Origin of the sequence: Reichenbachiella faecimaris, from assembly GCF_900176375.1 — a bacterium.
Classification (GTDB): domain Bacteria; phylum Bacteroidota; class Bacteroidia; order Cytophagales; family Cyclobacteriaceae; genus Reichenbachiella; species Reichenbachiella faecimaris.
In genome coordinates this window covers 1,005,720-1,028,575 of the sequence record NZ_FWYF01000002.1, presented here as the reverse complement: position 1 = coordinate 1,028,575, position 22,856 = coordinate 1,005,720, and the positions used below count along the sequence as shown (strand labels likewise).

Annotated in this window: 24 protein-coding genes; 13 read left to right on the top strand and 11 right to left on the bottom strand. The window is 39.1% G+C overall.

The annotated features are described in order from the left end of the window. Nucleotides 1-849 precede the first annotated feature (849 nt). Nucleotides 850-1,146, top strand: coding sequence for a hypothetical protein (locus B9A58_RS20215; RefSeq protein ID WP_139793861.1), 297 nt, complete (start codon nt 850-852; stop codon nt 1,144-1,146). 578 nt (nt 1,147-1,724) lie between these two features. Further along, on the top strand, nt 1,725-2,192 hold the full coding sequence (locus B9A58_RS12190; protein ID WP_139793860.1) for a hypothetical protein: 468 nt from the start codon (nt 1,725-1,727) through the stop codon (nt 2,190-2,192). A gap of 82 nt (nt 2,193-2,274) precedes the next feature. Here the strand turns inward: B9A58_RS12190 and B9A58_RS12185 are convergent, their stop codons facing one another. The 7 genes from B9A58_RS12185 to B9A58_RS12155 all read right to left on the bottom strand — a co-directional run bounded on the left by B9A58_RS12185 (nt 2,275) and on the right by B9A58_RS12155 (nt 9,818). Further along, entirely contained in the window at nt 2,275-2,856 is a 582-nt protein-coding gene (locus B9A58_RS12185; RefSeq protein WP_084373116.1) for a nitroreductase family protein, read from the bottom strand. Between the two features lie 86 nt (nt 2,857-2,942). Continuing rightward, nucleotides 2,943-4,271 carry a peptidoglycan DD-metalloendopeptidase family protein gene (locus B9A58_RS12180; protein WP_084373115.1) on the bottom strand — a complete coding sequence of 443 codons (1,329 nt, stop codon included), beginning with the start codon at nt 4,269-4,271 and terminating at the stop codon, nt 2,943-2,945. After that, a complete protein-coding gene (locus B9A58_RS12175) occupies nt 4,255-6,252 on the bottom strand; it encodes a protein-disulfide reductase DsbD family protein (protein ID WP_084373114.1) in 1,998 nt (665 codons plus the stop codon). The genes B9A58_RS12180 and B9A58_RS12175 overlap by 17 nt, the downstream gene beginning before the upstream one ends. 59 nt (nt 6,253-6,311) lie before the next feature. Beyond that, nucleotides 6,312-7,565: a methionine adenosyltransferase gene (gene metK / locus B9A58_RS12170; protein WP_084373113.1), complete on the bottom strand. Its 1,254-nt coding sequence runs from the start codon at nt 7,563-7,565 to the stop codon at nt 6,312-6,314. A gap of 76 nt (nt 7,566-7,641) precedes the next feature. Next, nucleotides 7,642-8,346 (bottom strand): SAM-dependent methyltransferase, encoded by a 705-nt coding sequence (locus tag B9A58_RS12165; RefSeq protein ID WP_084373112.1) that lies wholly within the window; start codon nt 8,344-8,346, stop codon nt 7,642-7,644. Next, a complete protein-coding gene (locus B9A58_RS12160; RefSeq protein WP_084373111.1) occupies nt 8,343-9,104 on the bottom strand; it encodes an alpha/beta fold hydrolase in 762 nt (253 codons plus the stop codon). Before B9A58_RS12160 ends, B9A58_RS12165 begins: the two co-directional genes overlap by 4 nt. Then, nucleotides 9,105-9,818, bottom strand: coding sequence for a pyridoxine 5'-phosphate synthase (locus B9A58_RS12155; RefSeq protein WP_084373110.1), 714 nt, complete (start codon nt 9,816-9,818; stop codon nt 9,105-9,107). Nucleotides 9,819-9,926: 108 nt separating this feature from the next. Here B9A58_RS12155 and B9A58_RS12150 point away from each other — a divergent pair, with 108 nt between their 5' ends. From B9A58_RS12150 to B9A58_RS12100, 11 genes are all read left to right on the top strand, one after another. Further along, nucleotides 9,927-10,376 (top strand): GatB/YqeY domain-containing protein, encoded by a 450-nt coding sequence (locus B9A58_RS12150; protein ID WP_084373109.1) that lies wholly within the window; start codon nt 9,927-9,929, stop codon nt 10,374-10,376. Nucleotides 10,377-10,378: 2 nt separating this feature from the next. Next, nucleotides 10,379-10,918 carry a CvpA family protein gene (locus B9A58_RS12145; protein WP_084373108.1) on the top strand — a complete coding sequence of 180 codons (540 nt, stop codon included), beginning with the start codon at nt 10,379-10,381 and terminating at the stop codon, nt 10,916-10,918. A gap of 53 nt (nt 10,919-10,971) precedes the next feature. Beyond that, a complete protein-coding gene (locus tag B9A58_RS12140) occupies nt 10,972-11,742 on the top strand; it encodes an alpha/beta fold hydrolase (protein ID WP_084373107.1) in 771 nt (256 codons plus the stop codon). Further along, nucleotides 11,739-12,404, top strand: a complete 666-nt coding sequence (locus tag B9A58_RS12135; protein WP_084373106.1) for a CBS domain-containing protein — start codon at nt 11,739-11,741, stop codon at nt 12,402-12,404. Before B9A58_RS12140 ends, B9A58_RS12135 begins: the two co-directional genes overlap by 4 nt. 12 nt (nt 12,405-12,416) lie before the next feature. Further along, nucleotides 12,417-13,295, top strand: a complete 879-nt coding sequence (locus B9A58_RS12130) for an NAD kinase (protein WP_084373105.1) — start codon at nt 12,417-12,419, stop codon at nt 13,293-13,295. 84 nt (nt 13,296-13,379) lie between these two features. Further along, a complete protein-coding gene (locus B9A58_RS12125) occupies nt 13,380-14,465 on the top strand; it encodes a DUF6089 family protein (RefSeq protein ID WP_084373104.1) in 1,086 nt (361 codons plus the stop codon). Between the two features lie 8 nt (nt 14,466-14,473). Next, on the top strand, nt 14,474-15,193 hold the full coding sequence (gene porG, locus B9A58_RS12120) for a type IX secretion system protein PorG (RefSeq protein ID WP_139793859.1): 720 nt from the start codon (nt 14,474-14,476) through the stop codon (nt 15,191-15,193). An 85-nt stretch (nt 15,194-15,278) separates the two neighbouring features. Beyond that, nucleotides 15,279-16,019, top strand: coding sequence for an isoprenyl transferase (locus B9A58_RS12115; RefSeq protein WP_084373223.1), 741 nt, complete (start codon nt 15,279-15,281; stop codon nt 16,017-16,019). Nucleotides 16,020-16,050: 31 nt separating this feature from the next. Next, the gene (locus B9A58_RS12110; protein WP_084373102.1) at nt 16,051-18,705 is read left to right on the top strand and encodes a BamA/OMP85 family outer membrane protein; all 2,655 of its coding nucleotides are present in this window, start codon (nt 16,051-16,053) and stop codon (nt 18,703-18,705) included. A 59-nt stretch (nt 18,706-18,764) separates the two neighbouring features. Next, on the top strand, nt 18,765-19,316 hold the full coding sequence (locus B9A58_RS12105) for an OmpH/Skp family outer membrane protein (RefSeq protein ID WP_084373101.1): 552 nt from the start codon (nt 18,765-18,767) through the stop codon (nt 19,314-19,316). A gap of 13 nt (nt 19,317-19,329) precedes the next feature. Continuing rightward, the gene (locus B9A58_RS12100) at nt 19,330-19,872 is read left to right on the top strand and encodes an OmpH/Skp family outer membrane protein (RefSeq protein ID WP_084373100.1); all 543 of its coding nucleotides are present in this window, start codon (nt 19,330-19,332) and stop codon (nt 19,870-19,872) included. 31 nt (nt 19,873-19,903) lie between these two features. Here the strand turns inward: B9A58_RS12100 and B9A58_RS12095 are convergent, their stop codons facing one another. From B9A58_RS12095 to B9A58_RS12080, 4 genes are read right to left on the bottom strand one after another with little or no spacing between them, the layout of a single operon-like run. Continuing rightward, nucleotides 19,904-20,167, bottom strand: a complete 264-nt coding sequence (locus B9A58_RS12095) for a DUF7079 family protein (RefSeq protein ID WP_084373099.1) — start codon at nt 20,165-20,167, stop codon at nt 19,904-19,906. Beyond that, nucleotides 20,164-21,339, bottom strand: a complete 1,176-nt coding sequence (gene chrA, locus B9A58_RS12090; RefSeq protein ID WP_084373098.1) for a chromate efflux transporter — start codon at nt 21,337-21,339, stop codon at nt 20,164-20,166. Before chrA ends, B9A58_RS12095 begins: the two co-directional genes overlap by 4 nt. Then, nucleotides 21,339-22,310 (bottom strand): isopenicillin N synthase family dioxygenase, encoded by a 972-nt coding sequence (locus B9A58_RS12085; protein WP_084373097.1) that lies wholly within the window; start codon nt 22,308-22,310, stop codon nt 21,339-21,341. The genes chrA and B9A58_RS12085 overlap by 1 nt, the downstream gene beginning before the upstream one ends. A 28-nt stretch (nt 22,311-22,338) precedes the next feature. Further along, a complete protein-coding gene (locus B9A58_RS12080; RefSeq protein WP_084373096.1) occupies nt 22,339-22,797 on the bottom strand; it encodes a DUF4399 domain-containing protein in 459 nt (152 codons plus the stop codon). Nucleotides 22,798-22,856 lie beyond the last annotated feature (59 nt).

Below are 22,856 nucleotides of genomic sequence, written 5' to 3'. Positions count from 1 at the left end.
GATATCAAATCTTACAACAAATTAGTTTACCCGTGGGGATATCTAGCTTTCATTATTTTGGCGACCTACCTTGTGGTGAATTTCTTTTAAACGCTTAAATCCAAATAAGTATAGGTCTGATATACGCTAGTCTAATGTGCAAAACTAGTATTGCCTTTAGACAACATTATTTACCGGCCGATTGGGAAAAAGAATGGCACCTTTAACATATTAGTTGATGGAAAATTATCAGATTATAGACTTTATATTGGGAACTAGGATATAAACCTAGAATAATAAATGATAGACAAAAGAAGACTTCTACAGAGGACAGTTTATACTTACTTAAAGACTCTACAGCGCATATAGATTTCACCCCAAAGCTCTAGGCCTTCAGATTAAATTTGACATGGCATGGGGTGGATTACATGAAACAAACTCATTTAACTCATTAAGTGCAACCGATCAAAGTCGAATATTAAATAGGAATGCGATAGAACTTACGGGCAAAAATCTCAACAATGTGACGAAAGCTCAAAAAGGAAAAGATCCTGGTTGCTAATTTATTGATTCAAAAACCTACTAAAAATAAATCTGTTTATGAAAGCTATATGTACTTTTCTATTCTTGTTAACTACTATATCCTCTTGCAAATCTCACAGTGAGGATTCGGCTTACAAGATTATAAACCAAATCTACTTAGAAAAAGAATCTTCAATTCAATTGGTAGAAAGACCAGTCTTGTTCTTGAACAACAAACAGGTTTTGGAAAGTTTTTTTACTCTCGACTTGTTTAATGAAAAACTATCAACCTATAATCTTGGCTCACAAAAAATTAATCTAAACATCACACAATCTGAATTGAGCTACATGGAGAAACAAATTTCTGAAACCAAAACCGATCGATTTAATAAATCATTTCTTTCAGATAAAATCGTGTTAGTCGAAAAAAATAAAGTCGAAGGTACAAGAAACAAGAAAAATTTATTCCCCAAAATGCCGCTCTATGAGATTTCAAAGCCTTTATTCTCAAAGAGTGGGCATATAGCCCTCCTGTATGAAGAAGTTCACTGTGGTATCGAATGTGGAGGGGCGCAGGTAATTATTTTAGTTAAAAATGATGATCTCTGGAATCAGGTAGGCACAATACCAATCTCTCTTAGATAATCCATTATGCGGGTAGCTTAACTAAGAATCGTGAAAGCAAATATTAAACTTATTCCATTGCTATTGTTACTAGGCTGTCTTGGTAAAACGGGCAACTTTCAGTCAACTTATAACAATGGTGGATATGTATTGTCAAACTTGCGAAGTTCAACCAATTCTGATATTGCTTATATATGCGGAAAAGTTCAACCAGTTGACACTACAAATAGCAATCTTTATCCTATGGTATAAAATATCACTTTTGGTTGTAGCGAGGTGGCAAGCGGTATGCAAGGTGATTATTATATTAAAATAAAACCTTCAGAAGTTAACTATCAAGTAATCGTTAAGTCAATAGGTTTTTCAAATATAGAAACTAACTTTCTTCAGGTCAACCCAGGTGATTCTATCAAGATAGATTTTTATTTAGCTCAAGATGAAAAGCCGCTGATTAATTGTGTGGGGCAAAGCTTTTAGTCCTAAAGTCAAAAATGAAAAGACGCTGGCCGCTGACCTATCTACCTTACAACAACCAAACAATTTCAAATTAGGAGGAACAGCCCCAACTAACTCTGGATCATGTCCTTAAATAAAAACCTATGAAAAATATTATAATTATTGTCATTTTAACTTATTTATTTGGTACTACTTGCATGTGTCAAAATATAAATGATCAAGAGCTTATTCAGTCATTCCTGAATGAGATTACCTCCAACCAGGACATCACCTTAGAAGAATTTAGTAAAAAAGGAATTTTTGCCTCCTCTATAAACCAAGAGGTTGAAGCACAACAAGAACGAGAGTCCTTATTTAGTCTTTTAGCTCAATCAGTCCAAGATGAAATAAACGGATGCAAATCTCTGGATGATCGTGTTGAAATTTTGACTCTTGAGGAAAGTAAAAGACTGAAGAGTTTTGATGAAGATTTAGAAATTCCCGACAAAGGAAAGGTGTATATACTCTTTTGTGGAAATTCTGTAATTACTAGAATGTTGATTATAGATAATAAAATAGCAGCTATTTCTACCTTAAACAAGAGCGGAAAGCTGTTCTTTGCCCTTCTCTGAAGGAGACTTCCTCTACTTAACTTACTGTGAGTGACAAAACCAGCGATGGAATAATCACAGGTAGGTGATTATTTGGAAATAGCTATTTCTCCACCCACTTCACCTTTTTATCAATAGACTTTCGCTTGCCCTTGGGCCATTTTCCTGACTTAGGCATGCCGATGTAGAGAAAGCCCATGAGTAAATCCTTTTCCCCCAGATCGAAAAAAGAATTGGCATTTTTATCATAAGTCACGCCGCCTGTGCTCCAGTATAGACCTACGCCATGCGCAGTAGCGGTCAGGTGCATGTTTTGTACAGCAGCAGCCACAGCGGCTATCTCCTCCATTTTGGGAATTGATTTATTTCTTTTCAATCCAATGGAAATGATATGAGAACACATCAAGGGCTTGGATTTTAATTTTTTTACTTTGTCCTTGTCAGGTTTTTTTCCTGCCGTCTTCAGATACAACTCAGCCTGAAAATTGGCGAATGCCTCTATCCCTTCATCACAAAAAACGGTGAATCTCCATGGCTCTGTCATCTTATGGGTCGGCGCCCAATTAGCATTCTCAAGCATTTCTGCGATCACTTCGTCAGAAACCCTTTCTCCTGAATAATTCTTAGGGAAGACGGATCTACGATTCTTAATCAGATCCGAAATTTGAGTTTTATCGTAATTCATTGGTTAATAAGTTATTGGGTAATTGATTATATAAGTTAATGGGAGTCTAATAACTTAATAACCAAAATATGAAAAACAAATCTGTCTCAATGACTAATGCTCGCATAAATCACACTGTCAGCAGTTACTTTAGGGAGATTCATTTGATCCAGACGTTGCTGCCATACAAGTCTTACAGAATCAAAGGTAGCCATATGCTCAGCCAAAATAGGTGCTGATGGTGGTAAGTCTACCTTGAGTGCATCTACTTGCACACCATTCTTCCAGAATCTATAGCAAAGGTGAGGACCACTTGCCAATCCCGTGGAACCCACAAATCCAATGGTCTGACCACGTTTCACTTTTTTGCCATATCTGATCCCACTGGCAATTTTTGACATGTGCAGGTATTGCGTGGCGATATTTCCATTGTGCTGGATCTTCACAAAGTTGCCATTGAATCTATGATATTTGGCAGCAATGATTTTGCCATCTGCTACAGCTCTGATAGGCGTACCCACTGGAGCAGCATAGTCTGTACCTAAATGGGCTTTGTATCTTTTTTGCACGGGGTGATATCTACGACCAGTATAACGAGAACTGATTCTTGTAAAGCTCAAGGGTGCTTTCAAAAATTCTCTACGCAGACTTTGTCCCTGATGGTCAAAATAGTCCACTCCCACACTGTCTTGCTCGTAGCGAAATCCATAATAAGAGTCTCCTAGATGCTCAAAATAGGCCGCCTTAATCTCCCCAATACCTACTAGTTCATCGTCCACATATTGCTCTTCATAAATCAGCTTGTAGTTGTCTCCTTTTTGAATACCAAAAAAATCCACTTGCCAGGCGAATACATCCACCAACTTATTCACCAAATCAGCATCTCCACCTGCCTCCAACATATCCACATACAATGAGGTATTAATTTCACCCACCATTTCTGTTTCTTTCAATTCGATTTGCTTACTGGCTTGGTACATCTGCACAGAGTCCTGAAAATCAATCACCACATAGTCAATCGAATTGGGTCTATAAATAAAATGAGTGGCTTCCTTCAAACTATCTCCTTTGTAAAGCATAGAATAAGATTTGCCAGAAACAAATTTTCTTACGTCGAAAACGTTTTTAGAATCCTTAGCCACTTTGTGAATTTTCTCATAAGGCACATTAAATGGCTTAAGTATATCAGCTAGATTTTGATTGCGTTTTATTCTACCCTCTTCGATCTGAAGAGAGTCTACATTAATGCCAAAGTACTTTTTTGGTATATAGGCCTGAACCGTATCTTCAACAGGTACCTCTACAAATTCCACCTCAGGAATGGGCTGATACAAAAAGGCAAAATAAATGGTCGCTGGGACGATCCCTAGAAACAACACCAAACTCCAACTCCACTTCTTCAAAAACTGCATACTTGTATTACTGTCTTTTTTCAAATTCCGCTTTGGCTATATCCAAAAACGCCACAAAATTAGCAATTTCTAGGTCATAAGCCTTAATTGGAGGAATAAGCTTTCCATTGGTATCTAGGATGACATAGTAGGGCTGAGCGTTATTATTGAATTGGGTAATTTGAAAATCGGCGTTTTGTTTGCCGATAGATTTTTTTGTTTTGCCATCGTATTCGGATTTGAACCATTGTGATTCAGGCAACTCTGTTTTGTCATCTACATATAAGGCAACTACCACAAAATCGTCCTTGAGTCGCTGAAGCACTTGAGGGTCTGACCATACTCTGGCCTCCATTTCTCTACAGTTTACACAGCCGTGTCCGGTAAAATCTATGAACAAGGGCTTGTTTTGTTCTTTGGCACAAGCCAATGCCTGCTCATAATCGAAGTAGCCCTGAATGCCATGCGGCAAATGCAAAAAATCAGCATACTTGGGTGCCTCACAAATCGTGCTTTCTGTACTTACAGAGGAGTTATTGACTGAGGTCAAATCAAAATCCAAGGTGGTCTGCGGAGGCAAATACCCAGAAAGAGCCTTGAGTGGCGCTCCAAACATCCCCGGAATCAAATACACCACAAAAGAAAAAGTAATGACAGCTAGAATCAGTCCACCCACTGAGGTTTTTTCAGTTTTACTATCGTTTGGCAGTTCAATTTTACCCAAGAGGTAAAAACCCATCAAAGCAAAAATCACAATCCAAATGGCAAGGTAAATTTCCCGATCCAACAAATTCCAGTGATAGGCCTGATCGGCAATACTCAAGAATTTGAATGCAAACGCCAACTCCAAAAAGCCAAGCACCACTTTGACGCTATTGAGCCAGCCACCCGACTTGGGCATATTACTCATCAAACTTGGAAACAAGGCAAAAACAGTAAATGGCAAAGCGAAAGCCATTGAGAAAGCAAACATGCCCAGGATAGGCTTAAGAATTAATCCTCCTGCAGATTCTACTAATATGGTGCCTACCAAGGGGCCTGTACATGAAAATGAAACCAACACCAAAGTGAAAGCCATGAAAAACACGCCTACAAAACCTCCCTTGTCTGCCTGCTTGTCTACATTGTTTACAAATTTGCTTGGAAGTGTAATTTCAAAAAGCCCCAAAAACGATAGGGCAAAAATGACAAACACTGCAAAAAAGATGACATTAGGAATCCAGTTAGTTGCCAGCTCATTCGCCGTCTCTGGCCCCATAAAGGGAGCCAAAATAGATCCAATAAGTGTGTAAATAATGATGATTGACAATCCATACAAGACGCCTAGACCCTTTTTCTTCCCAGTGAAAAAACTCACAGTCATAGGAATCATTGGGAAAACGCAAGGCGTAAATATGGCTGCTATACCCGCGAGAAAAGCAGCAATCATAAATGCCCAAAGACTGTATGGATCACTAACATCTCTCTGATCAAGCAATCCTTTTTCTTTGGCCACTGACTCCGTCGTCTGTTCTACTTTGTTCTCCTCTTTGCTGGGTGTGGTAGAAGTCTTTTCAGTATTTGACCCAATAAGTTGTCCAAAGTCAAACTCATCATCAAACGGGATGCATTTTCCGTCTACGTCTGTACAAACCTGATAGGCATAGCTGCCCTTGATATCTGGGTTTTTGGCAAGGATTTTTACACGCTGAACGAATTTTGCCGTATGACGAAAGTAGGTATACTCGCCTTCCCATAGCTCATCGTATTTCTTTTTTGCTCCTATGGGAGCTAATGAATCTACTACTGCATAGCTGACATGAGGAATAAATTCGAACTCAGTGACCATGGGACCCAAATCTGGATCGAAATCAGTAGAGTATAAATACCAGTTGTCATCAATTTTTACATTGAAGATCAGGTCTACTTCCTCTCCCACTTGTACAGTTGGATTAGAAACTTTGATCGACCAGGTGGCAGGTTTTAGGATTTGTGCCCAGGACTGGACACTAAGGAGTATAAAAAAAATTGCGATTACCTTTTTCATTCTTATCATTTATAAGTCAAATGTAGTAATCGCAATTTATAGCAAAAAGTTCGGGAAGATTACAATCCGAACGACTGCTTTACCTGATCCACATAGTCTAGTTTCTCCCAGGTAAAAGTCTCCACCTCCTGTGTAACGTCAGCCGCAGCTGGGCTAGAAAAGGTTACTTTTTTGATTTCTGAGGCACGCCCCATGTGGCCATAAGCGGCAGTTTCAGAATAAATAGGGTTCATCAACTTCAATCGTTTGATCAAAGCTGCTGGTCGCATATCAAAGATTTCAGTGATTTTTTTTGCAATTTCTCCATCATTCATGTCCACTTTAGCAGTACCATAAGTATTCGCAAAAATACCCATAGGTTCGGCCACGCCAATTGCGTAAGAAACTTGAACTAAGATTTCATCTGCCACTCCTGCCGCTACCAAGTTCTTCGCAATATGTCTGGTGGCATAAGCGGCAGATCTATCCACTTTTGACGGATCCTTTCCAGAGAAAGCACCACCACCATGTGCACCTTTCCCTCCATAAGTATCTACAATAATCTTTCTGCCAGTCAATCCTGTATCGCCGTGAGGACCACCAATTACAAATTTTCCTGTAGGGTTGATGTGATATTTTATATCATTATTGAACAATGCCTGATTTTCAGGTTTCAATTTGGCTACCACTCTCGGCACCAATATCTTAACAATGTCTTCTTTTATTTTTGCCAACATGGCTGGCTCCTCGTCAAAATCGTCATGCTGTGTTGATACTACAATGGCATCAATTCTCACTGGTTTGTTATCGTCGTTGTATTCGATAGTCACCTGAGACTTAGCATCCGGCCTCAAATATTTGATCGCATCATTCTCTCTTCTCAAAGCAGCTAGCTCGATCAAAAGCATATGTGAAAGCTGTAAGGCCAATGGCATGTAGTTTTCTGTCTCGTTGGTCGCATAGCCAAACATCATTCCCTGGTCTCCAGCACCCTGCTCTTCTTCACTGGCTCTTTCTACCCCTTGATTGATATCTGGAGATTGCTCATGAATAGCTGATATCACACCACAAGAATTGCCATCAAACTGATATTCTCCTTTGGTATAACCAATTCTGTTGATTACATCTCTGGCGACAGTTTGCACATCTATATAGGATTCTGTTTTCACCTCACCACTCAAAACTGTCAATCCTGTCGTAACTAAAGTCTCACAAGCCACCTTAGATTGGTTATCAAATGCAAGAAAGTGGTCGAGTAAAGCATCTGAAATTTGATCAGCTACTTTGTCTGGATGTCCTTCAGATACAGATTCTGATGTAAATAAATATGGCATAGTACTATGTAATTTCTATTTTGAAGTCGGCAAATTTAGGTTAAATGATTTGCATCTAAAAAAAGGTTTTAATTCCTCACGCATAAAGCGAAAAGATGGTTGGCGTTTTGTGCACATTAATTTTTACTCGCTTCCATTCCCCAATGGTTTTGGTAGATATAAATTCTTCATCTCCTGTGATTCCTTTGGCCACAGATAGCAATGTATTTGGATGGCAAACCTTGATTAAATGTTCAAACAATTTTTGATTTCTATAGGGCGTGTCCATGAAAATCTGTGTTTGTCTCAACCGAGCAGCTGCATCTTCCATTTCTCTTATCTTCTGCTCTCTATCCTTTTTGTCAATGGGTACATAGCCATGAAAAACAAAAGACTGACCGTTGAACCCTGATCCCATCAAGGCCATAAAAATAGAGGATGGGCCACTCAAGGGAATCACTCTCAAGCCTTGTCTATGTGCCACAGATGCCGCCACTGCTCCAGGATCTGCTATGCCAGGACAGCCTGATTCTGAAAGTATTCCAATGTTTTTTCCTTTGGTTTTCGCAAAAAACGCCTCTACCTGCTCGGGTTTAGTTTTTCTATCCAACACATCAAATTCCAACTCCTCTATAGTCAGCCCTAGTCGTAACTTGCTGATGTACCTGCGCGCTGTACGCACATTTTCCACCAGAAAATAATCCAATGACTTAATGACATGTTTGACCTGATCACTGATTACATCCTGCTCCGTGTTATCAGCAATTACCATAGGGATCATAAATAGTTTTCTTTCGCTCATGCCAGAAAGTTAATCACAAGCTCATAGAATTTGTCTGGGCTTTCTGCATGAAGCCAATGTCCCGCACCATCTATTGTAGCTAATCCAGCATTCGGGAAAATTTCCTCAATGTCCTCCCAATCTCCATCTGGGATATAATCAGAACTGCCCCCTCTGATAAATAATGTGCCCGTTTCAATTGGCAAATGATAGCTAAGTTCTTTCCCGATTTCAGATATTTTGTCGCAAAGGACTGGGAGATTCATTTTCCAATCAAACCCTTCTGTTGTTCTTTTTAAATTCTTGAGCAGAAATACACGCGTACTTTCAAATTCCACATATTTGGATAAAACATCATCTGCTTCCTGCCGTGATTCTATTTTTTCGACAGGGATAGCTTTCAACCCTTCTAAAATCCGATCATGATGGACAGGGTAGGCCTTTGGCCCTATATCCGCCACAATCAATTTAAGAATTTTTTGAGGATGAAATGCTGCATACTGCATAACCGTTTTCCCTCCCATAGAATGCCCTAGAAGTATGGGGTTTTCAAGCTCCAATGAGTCAATCAGGCTTTCTAAATCACCAACCATTTCATCATATCCAAACTCATGAGAATGAAATGATTTACCATGATTTCTCTGATCTACCAGAATGACTTCATAATCTGCTGCAAACCGTTTTCCCAATGTCAGCCAGTTGTCGAGTGACCCCAGAAATCCATGAAGAATGATTAATGGCTGACCTTGGCCGAATCTTTTATAGTTTAATAATTCCATTTATTGCAATTCCCTTCTGTACAGTTCGATTGTATTTTCCAGCCCATAGTACAATGCATCACAAACCAAGGCATGCCCAATGGAAACTTCATCCATAAATGGTAATTGCTCTTTTAAATATTTCAAATTATTCAAATCAAGATCATGGCCAGCATTTACACCTAACCCTAAATCTTTAGCCAGTCTGCCTGTATTGGCGTATGGGCGAACTGCTGTCTCTTTATTCTTTAAATATCCAGTAGCAAAAGCCTCTGTATACAGTTCTATTCGATCAGCACCCACTTTAGCCGCCCCTTCGATTCGTTCTGGAACGGGGTCTATAAAAATGGATACACGTACTCCTGCAGCTTTTATTCTCTGGATTGTGTCCTGAAGAAATGAGGCATGTTTGATGGTATCCCATCCGGCGTTAGAAGTAAGTACCTCTGGAGAATCAGGCACTAAAGTGGCCTGAGTTGGCTTGACTTCTTCTATTATTTTCAGAAATCGCTCATCAGGATACCCTTCTATGTTAAACTCAGTAGCTACTACTTCACTCAACTGATAGACATCATCCGTGGTGATATGTCTTTCATCTGGCCTTGGGTGAATGGTAATTCCTTGTGCTCCAAATTTTTCACAGTCCTTAGCCACTTTTACCAAATCAGGATTGTTACCACCTCGTGCATTTCTGATGGTAGCAAATTTATTTACGTTTACACTCAGTTTTGTCATACTAGATATACGAGCCTTTTGTATCTTAGGCGACGAATTGGGTTAGAATTCTTTCTGATTAAATTTGCCGCAAAAATAATCAATTCATCGATTAAGAAAACCAGAATTATGAGCTTGAAAGATCAGATAAACGCAGATATAAAAGCCGCCATGTTGGCTAAAGAAAAAGAAAAATTGACCGCCTTGAGGTCAATCAAATCTATGATCCTTTTGGCCGAAACAGAAAAAGGCGCAAGTGAGGGTATTTCTGAGGATGCAGAAATGAAGCTTCTGATGAAGGCCGCGAAACAGAGAAAAGATTCTGTTGATCTATTCCGAGAACAAGGCAGAGATGATTTGGCAGACAAAGAACAAGGAGAATTAGCTATCATTAACCAATATTTACCTAAGCAATTAAGCGAAGAGGAGTTGAAAGCCGAATTGCAAAAAGTTATTGATCAAGCGGGAGCATCTGGGCCACAAGACATGGGCAAAGTAATGGGCATGGCAACAAAAGCATTAGCTGGCAAAGCAGATGGAAAAACGATTTCGGCCCTGGTTAAAACACTTTTGACTTAAGAGTGAATAAAATAGACATAGTCATTTTAATATTTCTGCTGATAGGAGCTTACACTGGGTTCCGCAGAGGAATGTTAATGGAAATCATCTCATTAGTGGCCTTTTTTGCGGCTATCCTGGCAGGCATCAAATTGCTGGACTGGGGCATTTCTATCTTATCCGAATATATCGAAGGGTATGATTCATTGCTCCCTATCATCGCGTTTACCATTATTTTCATTGGCATAATTGTTCTCTTAAATGTAATTGGGAAAACAGTAAAAAAGATAATTGACATGACATTGTTGGGCAGTTTGGACGACATCATTGGTAGCCTGATGGGAATCATCAAATGGGCATTGTTTATTAGCATCTTTTTTTGGATTTTCGAGTCCTTTGGTGGAAAAATAAGTGAATCAACTAGTGAAGGGAGTATGTTATATGAACCTGTTGCCTCATTTGCACCAGGATTGTTCAATCTGTTTTCAGGTCTATTTCCATACTTTATGGACTTTTTCGAACAATCAAAAGAAATGGTAAATCAGCAAGAACTTAACGTTTGATTCATCAGAAATTAATATATTATACCTAATATTAGCAAAACTACAATTACAGAATGCTAGAAGTACCCAACATCATAGAAGAAGGAGAATTCAAATACATAGAAGAAGGTGAGGGCAAGGTGATGCTTTTGCTTCATGGATTGTTTGGTGCGCTTAGCAATTGGGAGGCAGTAGTCAATAAGTTTTCAACTCAATTTAAGGTAGTCATCCCAATGTTACCCATTTACGAGATGCCAGTCCGAGAAACTGGACTGACCAAATTAACGGAATTTGTTGAAGCATTTATAGATCATAAGGGTTACAACAATTTTGATATCATGGGCAATTCACTTGGGGGACATGTAGCACTCATGTACATCATGAAACACCCAGAGAAAGTAGATCGTATGATATTAACTGGTAGTTCGGGGTTATTCGAAAATTCTATGGGCGGATCATATCCCAAAAGAGGAAACTATGCGTTTATTGAAGAAAAAGTCAGATATACATTCTACGACCCAAATACGGCAACTAAAGAATATATTGATGAGATTTTCGAAACGACCAATGACGTACCTAAATGTATGAGAATCATTCAGATGGCAAAATCGGCACAAAGAAATAATTTAGCAGACGAATTGCACAAAATAGAAAACGAAACACTCCTTATTTGGGGGCTTAATGATACCATTACCCCACCTAGCGTGGGTCACGATTTTAACCGCCTAATTAAAAATTCCACCTTACGTTTCATAGATGAATGCTGTCATGCCCCAATGATGGAACAGCCAGAAAAATACAATATAATTTTGGACGAATTTTTGAACCAAACGGTACCCGTATGAGAGCAAAAGATCTAATTAATTATACCATTCCGCCACTAAAGCCTTCAGACAGTATTGACAAAGCGCAATCCTGGATGAGTGAATTTCATGTGCATGAACTTCCAATCGTGGACAATGGGAATTTTTTAGGTTTCTTCAATGAAAATTTACTGTTTGATCATTTCACTGGTGCTGAAAAAATTGAAGACTATCAGTTTATGGGAACTGGCCTCTTTGTAGACCAAAACGAACATTATTACGAACTACTCAAAAAAGCCTATGAAGCCAGTTCTAATTTAGTGGCCGTACTTAACGAGGATCAAAAATATCTTGGGACTGTAACCATTCAGGACGTAGTTGAAGCCTTTTCAAAAATGTCCTCTATCAATAGTCCTGGTACTATCATCGTGCTTTCTATGGAGCAGACAGATTATTCTATGACTGAGTTGAGTCGAATTATAGAATCCGAAGGAGGGAAAATTTTGAGCAGCTTTATTGAAAATAATGAGCAACAACCTGGCAAAATAAGGGTGACTATCAAACTCAATCTTGAAAACGGTTCCGCCATCATATCATCGTTAGAAAGATTTGGATATACAATAAGTTCTATCTTTGGCAAAGGAGATGAGGAACTAATCGAAAAAGAAAGACTCGATACATTACTCAGATACCTCAAAGTCTAAATTCATTAACACATGAGAATCGCGCTGCATGGAAGAAAGTTCTCCAAAGAGTCCTTTCCGTATGTCAAAACCATCGCAAAAAAATTATTGGACAACGGGCATGAGATATTCATTACAGACGTCTGTGCCAAAGAAAATAAATCAGAGGCAAAAGCCTATTTAGATTCATACCCACAGATCAATATCTTAGAAAGTCTGGAGCCAATTGATTTTTTCTTTAGCCTTGGAGGAGATGGCACACTGCTTGAAACAGTCTCCTTGGTAGGTGCTTTGGAAATTCCAATACTTGGTATAAATCTTGGGACGATGGGATTTTTAGCGACCACAGCCAAAAGTGAAATCGAATCAGCCTTAAATCTTTTCTTTGATGGGCAATATGAGCTAGAGAATAGGACTCTACTTCATCTAAATAGTAACACGGAATTATTTGAAGGTCAAAATTTTGCCCTGAATGAGGTCGCCATCCTAAAAAGAGATACTTCCTCAATGATTATCGTCCGCTGTTTCATAGATGGCGAATTTGTAAACACCTACTGGGCAGATGGCCTGATGGTTTCAACCCCAACAGGATCTACAGGCTATTCATTAAGCTGTGGAGGCCCGTTAGTTCTTTCTGAATCAGACAGTTTCATAATCACTCCTGTCAGTCCACACAACTTAAACGTTCGCCCATTGGTCGTATCAGACAAAAGCGAAATTTCATTTGAAATCGAAGGCAAGGGTCGTTCATTCCTAATCTCCCTTGATTCAAGATCACATACTGTAAATAGCACGGTTAAAATTTCATTAACTAAATCACAATTTTCAGCTAAACTCGTGAAAATTTCGGGCTCCAATTTTTTTGATACCCTTAGGAATAAGCTAAATTGGGGACAGGACGTTAGGAATTAGAACTTAAAAACAATAATTTTAGCGTTTGGAATAAATTGCGCCTAAGTATATTGTAAAAGATTTTTGGTCGTTTGATTATTGGAAATGCGTAAAAATTTATTAATCTCTTTCACTTTATTGCTTCTCATGGTATGTGCTACTGACTCATTTGGTCAGAAAAGGCGCTATGGCTACAATAAAAGTAGAAATAAAAAATATTCAAATTATAGTGGTGGACGCACCAGCTATAGAGGAGTAGGCAACACCAACTACTGGACGGTAGGGGCTAGCATCAACGTACTCAACTACTACGGCGACTTATCTCCGAACAACAAACGCTTTAGTACTAACTATGGCGAAACTAAGTTTGGATTTGGTATCACTGGATCAAGAATGGTTTATCCTGGAATATTTTTACGTGCTGGCTACAATTATGGTGTCATTGAAGGGGACGACTTTGACAATGGAGATGAGAACTCAGATGATGCCAGTCTTTATGGTAGATATTTAAGAAATTTACATTTCAGAAATAAAATTCATGAATTGTCTATAGGTTTTGAAGCGGACATGATTCCTAATAACGGTGGTGTTCGTGGTAGATTTCCAATCAACCCTTATCTCTTTGCTGGAGTTGCTGTGATCGCTCATAGCCCTGAAGCTATAGCTCCAGCCACCGACCAAGCTGGGAACCCTCTTGATGAAGCAGGTCAATGGGTTAAGCTTAGAGAATTAGGGACTGAAGGTCAAAACATTGATAGCGTAGGTGCAGATCCATACGGAAAGTTTGCATTCGTTATTCCTGTTGGACTTGGACTAAAAATCAAATTACATCATAATTTAGACTTGAATTTTGAGCTTGGTCTTAGGTATTTATTCACAGATTATCTCGATGATGTAAGTAATAGTTATATAGATCTGGACTTGTTTGGAGATGATAATCTCGCACGAGCCATGTCCGAGAGAGGAGCTGAAACCACACATGCACCTACTGGTGCAGACAGAGGGTTGAATCCAACTGTTGGCGCTGGAGATATAAGTACAACTAGCCCATATACACATGGATCAGGATATACACCAAATTTTGAAAACTCAAGAGGAGGATCAGAGCAAAATGATTTCTTTCTGACAACCCAAATCAGACTCGTGTATATATTCGACCAAAAAGGGGCGACACGAGGGAAGTTTAGATAAAAAAGTATTTGAAACTTAATTTCATCCATATTTTTCAAACAAAACTGCCGATTTTATCGGCATTTCTTTTGGTGCAAACTTTTTGTTTTGCCCAAAGAACAGAGTATGGAATAGCCTTAGGAGGCGTAAGTTATGCAGGTGATTTGTACAGAGGCTATGAGATCGCTAATCAAAGTTTGGGTATTCAAGGGCTTTATCGAATCAATTTTGAAAAAGATGTGAGTTTTAAAATGGCTTTGCTTTATGGCAAAGTTTCTGGAGATGACAGCCATCCGTTTGACCCTTTGGGTGAAATCCGGAACACTTCATTCAGCCGATCCTTTTTTGAAGCCTCAGCTACATTCGAGTATCATTTTCTTGATTACAAAAACAAAAATTCAACAATTAAATGGACTCCCTATTTTTTTGCTGGATTTGGACTGACAAAATTTATCAATCTTGACGAAAGTGATAATTTCAGTAGCATCCAACCTGTGCTGCCATTTGGTGGTGGAATTAAGCATTTGGTCGGCAAACAATTTAGCATGGCCGTAGAGTTTGGTGCTAGAAAAACTTTTTTTGATGAGCTAGATGGCATTTCTGATGGAGATGTCTTCGACAAGACAAATACTCAGTTTGGAAATCCAAATGATAAGGATTGGTACCACTATTTTAATATTTCAATTTCATATTTGATATATAAAATTCCATGTACCTATAAGTACATCCCAAACAAGTCCATGTACTGATAATAAAAGTCTACATAAATTCCTTTTAACTAAAAAAAAGCACAAATTTGCGGTTTGGTTTTGGCCAATGGCCAACAAAGAGGGCATGAAAGAGAAGATTGATCCAGCAAAAATTCCTACACATATCGCCGTAATCATGGACGGCAACGGGCGATGGGCAAAAAAGCGAGGAGCAGCTAGACTGTTTGGTCACAAGAATGCTATTCAAGCAGTCAGGGATGTCACAGAGGGCTGTGCCGAACTAGGAGTCAAACACCTTACTCTTTATGCATTTTCAACAGAAAACTGGAATAGACCAAAATTAGAAGTTGATGGTCTCATGTCTCTGCTAATTTCTACAATCAAAAAGGAGATTCCTACCCTGGTAAAAAATAATATCCGTTTACAACCAATTGGAGACATTGAGCATTTACCATTAGATGCACAAAAGAATCTCGCATTAGGCATGAAGCAAACTGAAACCAATACAGGGATGGTGCTTTCACTTGCGCTTAACTATGGTGGCAAGTGGGAAATTAGTCATGCGGTTAAAAAATTGATCGATGAGATAAAACAAAACATAACTGAAATTGACGCTATTGGTGTTGATTTCATCAATAAGTATATAGATGAACATACCGCACCAGAGGTCGAACTAATGATCAGAACTAGTGGAGAGCATCGTATAAGTAATTTTTTATTGTGGCAAGCAGCTTATGCAGAGCTACATTTTACAGAAACGCTTTGGCCAGACTTCAGAAAAGAACATTTGTATGATGCTATTTTAGACTTTCAAAATAGGGAAAGACGCTTAGGCAAGACAAGTGAACAACTGATTCAAAAATAAATTCAAAGCAACAGACACGTCAGAAAAAAAGATGAAATTCAAAATACTTTTACTATTTCTTTGCATTTCAACAGTAGCTGTTGGCCAAATCAGGTACGGCACTCAGGGCAGAGTAGACCCTAACAATGTCAATATCAGCTACTCCAATCCACAAGAGTTTACTATTGCAGATATTGAAGTAGAAGGAGCCGAATACCTTGATAAGGTAGCGCTGATCTCTATCTCAGGTCTTAAAGTCGGTGACAAACTAAAAATCCCAGGTGATGGTATCACTTCAGCTATCAAAAAACTTTGGAAGCAAGGTTTGATAGGAGACATTCAAATTTATGCCTCAAAAGTTGAGGGAGATGATGTATATCTTACTATTTCTCTGGCAGAAAGACCACGACTCAGTAGGTTTCAATTTACAGGACTTACCAAAAGTCAAGAATCTGACATTAGAGAGAAGGTTAATTTGATTAGAGGGCGTGTAATGACTGATGCCATTCGGAAAAATGCTGAACTTACCATAAAAAAGTATTTCTATGAAAAAGGGTACTTAAATACTGAAGTTGAAATCAAATATCGAACAGACAGTACACTTCATAATAGTGTGTTACTAGATGTGCATATAGATAAAAATAGAAAGGTAAAAATCAGGAATGTGAATTTTGTGGGTAACGAGCACTTTACTGATGCCAAGCTAAAAAGTAAAATGAAGAACTCAGGTGAAAGAGCCAGGTTCAAATTAATCAGCGGACTCCTTGCTTCCAGTTTTAATTTATTCAAGCCCAAATCAGAAAGGTTTAAATTTGTAGATGACAGTGTGAAACACAATGTTTCAAAAACACTGCTTGAAATCATTCACGAAAACGCGAAATTGAACGTATTCAAGTCTTCTAAATTTGTCAAAGAAAAATATGAAGAGGACAAAGTAACCCTGATTGCCTTCTACAATTCCAAAGGGCATAGAGATGCTGAAATAGAGGAGGACACCATTGTGTTTGTCGACCGAAAATCAGTAGATATAAATATTAGAGTAAATCCAGGACAGCAATATTACTTTAGAGATATCAACTGGGTAGGAAATTTCATTCATGATGATAGAACCTTAGATCAAATTCTAGCAATTGAAAAAGGTGATATTTACAATCTCGAACTTGTTGACAAAAAGCTAAATTTCAATCCTAGCGGGCCAGATATCAGTTCTTTATATATGGATAATGGCTATCTGTTTTTTAGCGTTACGCCAGTAGAGACAAAGATTGACGGAGATTCTGTGGATGTAGAAATGAGAATTTATGAAGGAGCTCAAGCTACTATCCGCAAGGTATTTATTACAGGCAATGACAGAACCAATGATCACGTAATCATGCGCGAATTGAGAACCTTGCCTGGCCAGAAGTTTAGCCGTGCAGAACTTATTAGAACGCAAAGAGAACTTTCTCAGCTTGGCTATTTTGACCCTGAACAGGTCAATCCAAAACCTTTGCCCAATCCAGCAGACGAAACTGTGGATATTGAATGGGAACTCGTAGAAAGGCCAAGTGATCAAATTGAACTATCTGGTGGATGGGGAGGTACCTTTGGCTTTGTAGGTACTTTAGGACTAACGTTCAATAACTTCTCGCTAAGAAACATTCCCCACTTTGATAAATGGAGACCACTGCCAGTTGGAGATGGACAAAAACTGTCATTGAGACTTCAGGCAAATGGCAAAAGGTACCAAAGTTATTCTGTGAGCTTCTCTGAGCCATGGCTGGGTGGCAAAAAACCACATTCCTTTGGGGTCAGCTTCAATTATTCCATCCAGCGTAGTATAGACTTCTTTACAGACAAGACGATTGGCTCGTTGCAAGTATTTGGAACTACCATCAGCTTGGGAAGAAGAGTAAAATGGCCTGATGATTACTTTACATTAAGTAATTCTATTTCCTACTTGAGATACAATTTATTCAACTATGGCAACTCACTTGGATTTAGTACAGGTGTCGCGAATAACATCACGTTTAATACTACCCTTGCCAGAAATAGTGTAGACAACCCCATGTATCCAAGATCAGGATCATCCCTATCACTAAGTTTGGCCTTGACGCCGCCTTGGTCACTATGGAATGACATCGATTATGCTACAGCTGAGAATAGTGAAAAATATGAGTATGTGGAGTATCACAAATGGATGTTTGATGCGAAGTACTACATGCAATTGGCTGGAGATTTGGTATTAGCCGCAAGAGCGCACATGGGCTTCATGGGACATTATCGAGAAGAAGTAGGTGTAGGCCCATTTGAGAGATTCCAGCTTGGCGGTGATGGCTTGACGGGTACAAACTTCCTGTTGGGTAATGACGTCATTGGTCTTAGAGGATATGATAATAACTCCATTACTCCATACGACCCAGTGACTAATATCACGGGTGGTAATATCTATAACAAGTTTGTGATGGAATTGAGATATCCAGTGTCACTAAACCCATCAGCCACCATTTATCTATTGGCCTTCTCTGAAGCTGGTAATAACTGGAATGGCTTTGAAAATTTCAACCCAAACAAACTTTATAAATCATCAGGTTTTGGTGTAAGAATATTTATGCCAGCCTTTGGATTGTTAGGTATAGATTGGGGATATGGATATGATAAGTTACCAGGTCAAACCTCCAACCCTGGTGGGCAGATTCACTTCTCCATAGGCCAGCAGTTGAGGTAAAAATGAAGATTGCGTGAGATTATTAGATAAAATAAAGTGCAAAGACTAATTTTAGTGGTATGAAAATTGCAACCCGACTCACATCGCTCATTTTAGTGCTTTTATTTTTCATTTTAAATGATACATTTGCACAGAAATTTGGGTACGTGGACACTGACTATATCCTCAGCCAAATGCCTGAATATAACGAAGCCAAGGGAGAAATAGAGAAAATTTCTAAGGCCTGGGAACAAGAGATTCAGAACATGTACAAATCCATTGAAGAAATGGAAACTTCCTTGCAGGCCGAGGAGGTATTGTTGACAAAGGAAATGAAAGATGATCGATTAAAAGAAATTGATCTAAAATGGGACGATGTAAAAGCATACCAAAAGAAGGTATTTGGATTCGAAGGCCTGTTTTTTTTGAAGAAGAAAGAATTAATCAAACCTGTACAGGATCAAGTATTTGATGCTGTCGAGAAAGTTGCCAAAAATCATCGCTTGCAAATTGTATTTGACAAGTCTGGAGATTTGGTGATGATATATACCGATCCGGTTCATGACTATACGGATTACGTGCTGGAGGAGCTCGGACTCGGTGATAAAAACGATGTAATAAGTAACAACTAATTAGAACTGAATTATGAAAGTTAAATCGATAATTTTTGCAATTGTATTGTCTGCATTTGGCCTGACTGCAAGTGCGCAGGGCGTAGTCATGAAAATAGGCTATACCAATGTAGAGTACATCCTTAGCCAAATGCCAGAAGCCAAGCAAGTAGATTCTGAGTTCAAAGCTTATGAAACTCAACTTCAAAATCAATTGCAGTCTAAGGGCACTGAGCTACAGACTAAATTGCAAGAATATCAGCAAGGTGCTGCTACCATGACTGATCTGGTAAGAGCTGACAAAGAAGCTGAATTGCAATCTCTAAATCAGAGATTTGAAGCCTTCCAAAGAGAAGCTCAAACTTCTTTGCAAAAGAAACAAGGTGAACTGTTTGCTCCACTTTTCGAAAAAATTGGAAATGCTGTTAAAGCTGTTAGAACTGAAAACGGTTATGACATGATTTTTAGCACAGGAGTACCTGGTGTAGATATCCTTTTGGATGCAGATGAGAAATATGATGTTTCTGATTTGGTATTCAAGAAAATGGGGATCACTCCTCCTGCGAAGTTGAATTAAGGGATTCAACCCAAAGAAATCAAAGTCTCAGTTACTCAGTAGCTGAGACTTTTTTTATGGCCTGTGCAAGATTCGTCCAACATTGTCTTCTGATATGCCACAATAAAATATTGAGCCCTACTGCTGGAACTACTTCATAGTAGTCAATTCCTTTTGCTTCGTTAAGCTTATACCCCAAACGGATTATTTCAATTGCGATCCTATGATAATCAAATGTGGTTAATTCCACGTCCAGGTACAATTCGGACAATATCGACCATATAGATTGTCGATCCGCCCATTCCTGAGGCGTCATAGGATTACACCCAATATCAATCCAGCCAGGATCAAAAATGGAGTAGGTATTTTCTTGGTGAACATAATGACAAAAGTGCCAAGCATAACAGCATAGTTCAAGTAGTCACCCATGAGTGGCTGGGAAAGAAGTACAACAGCTGCTAAAATCATCCCTGAGCTGGCTGCGTTCACACCATCCAAAGAAGCCTTTACAATTCTGAATTTTTTTAACTCCTCCCAAAATCTAATGACAAAAAAGATAAGAAACGTCCCGGGAAGAAAAATGCCCAGAGCTGCCATAAAGCCACCCATCATCTGTCCAAGCATGCCATATTCTTTCATGGAAATTGATCCAACGTACGACGCAAATGAGAACACGGGGCCTGGAACTGCCTGCACTAAAGCAAACCCTGAGAGAAACTCTTCGGAAGTCAGATACTCCTTAAACTCAACAAATTCCGTATACATAAATGGAACTAACACTTGGCCTCCACCAAAAATCAAACTCCCAATACGATAAAAATTTTCAAAAATTCTGATTCCCAGCCAATCTATAGATGCGCCAATCAAAGCTGCCCCTATCAGCACACCAGCCCACAAAATGAAATTAGACCACTGGATTCGGATTCCTTCCTTTTCTTCTCGCTCATGACGTTTGTAGTCAAAAGCAGTAATGCTTCCTCCAATTAAAAGGATAACAGGAAAAACATAGGGTGTACGCACCAAAAAACTCGCTATAGCTGCCACAATCATCAGCACCACAGCCAATTTAGTAGTCACCACTTTTTTAATGATGATGTAAGCGGAATACGCCACAATCCCCACGGCCATTGGTTTTATAAAGCGGGCAAATTCCATGGAAATATCGTATTGCTCTAGCGTAGAAATGAAAATACCTGCAAAGGTCATAATCAAAAATGCAGGCGTGATCCAAATGAGCAAAGTGAGATAGGCCAAATTAGGGCCACCTACTTTAAACCCTATGGCGGTTAATGTCTGGGTAGATGTAGGGCCTGGCAAGAATTGGCACAATGCCGTGAGTTCGATCAAATCCTTTTCATCCAAATAACCTCTTTTGTGAACCAAAAGATCCAACATCATAGCAAAGTGTGCTTGAGGCCCGCCAAATGCTGAAATGGTTAGTAGAAATACATCCTTAAGAAAAATGTAGTATCGAACCTTCCTGATCATTACTTCTTCAGCCCTATTTCTGCTAATCTTTGATGTAAAAACTCTCCGGCAGTAATATCTTCAAATTGTTTAGGGTGATTCTCATCAATACAATTCTCCAAACAGGACAAATCCATATCTGATCTTGGGTGCATAAAAAATGGAATTGAAAATCGAGAAGTTTTCATCATCTCCCGTGGTGGGTTCACTACACGATGAATGGTAGACTTCAATTTATCATTGGTATGTCGAGCAAGCATATCCCCTACATTGACCACGATCTGCTCTGGCAAAGCTGTAATCGGAATCCACTCTCCATCTCTACGAAGCACTTGTAATCCATCTGCACTTGCACCCATGAGCAACGTAATCAGATTGATGTCTCCATGCTCTGCCGCTCTTACTGCATCATCTGGCACTTCTTCTGGGTTTTCAATAGGAAAATAGTGAATGGGCCTCAAAATGCTATTCCCATTATGCACACGACTTTCAAAGTAATTCTCTTCTAATCCCAGATAGATAGCAATAGCTTTGAGCATTTGCCTTCCTGCGTTTTCTAACGTCTGGTAGGCCTCCAGAGCTATTTTGTCAAAATTTTGAATCTCTGTAGGCCAAATGTTATCTGGGTATTCTTTTTTGATGGAATCGCCATCCGTCACCTCCTGGCCAACATGATAAAACTCCTTGAGGTCACCCGTTGCCCTGCCTTTGGCGTGCTCCTTCCCTTTTCCAATATATCCTCTCTGGCCAAAGAGTTCAGGCACTTCATACTTCTGCTTTACCTCATCTGGTAGTGCGAAAAAGTCCTGAACGGCTTTGTAGAGCTTTGTACAAAGCTCATCTGACAATCCATGGTTTTTTACTGCTACGAATCCAATACTATGGTAGGCAGCTCCAAGGTCAGCAACAAATTTTTGCTTTCTTGCTTCATCACCTGAATTGAAATCAGCCAAATCCAGTGATGGAATTTCGTTATACAGTTTTTCACTCATGAGAACATACTTTTGGGTTAGACGCTAATTATTCAACAGTTACAGTAACAGAAGCAGCCATTTTTTCTCCATAAGACGCATGCACACCATCTGCAAATTGTAAAGAAAGCGTGTAAGATCCAGGCTCAAGTTCCAATGTTGCATCCGTCTGACCTTTGCCATAATGAAACGTTGAATCTGACATTGGAATGACTGTGCCTTCTGGCCAGTTCGCTTGATTGATCAATATGTGATGATGGCCAAAGCCTTCTTTTACTTCTCCTGCTGGTTCGATTTGCATGCCTGACACACCCATTTCTATGTAAACAGGGCTTGGAACCGTAGCTCCATCTGCTGGATGCTTGAAAAACACATAAGCAGAATCTGCCATTGGCTTCTCTGCTATGGCTGTCTTATCTTGGACAGGAGTAGATTGTTCTGCAGATTTGTTTGGTGAAGAGCAGCTAAATATAACGAGGCTCAATAGTGCTATTGATAGATATTTCATAATTGTTTGCTTAGAAAATGTTTGAGATAAATTTATAGATTCTTTCGGGAACGGCTGTG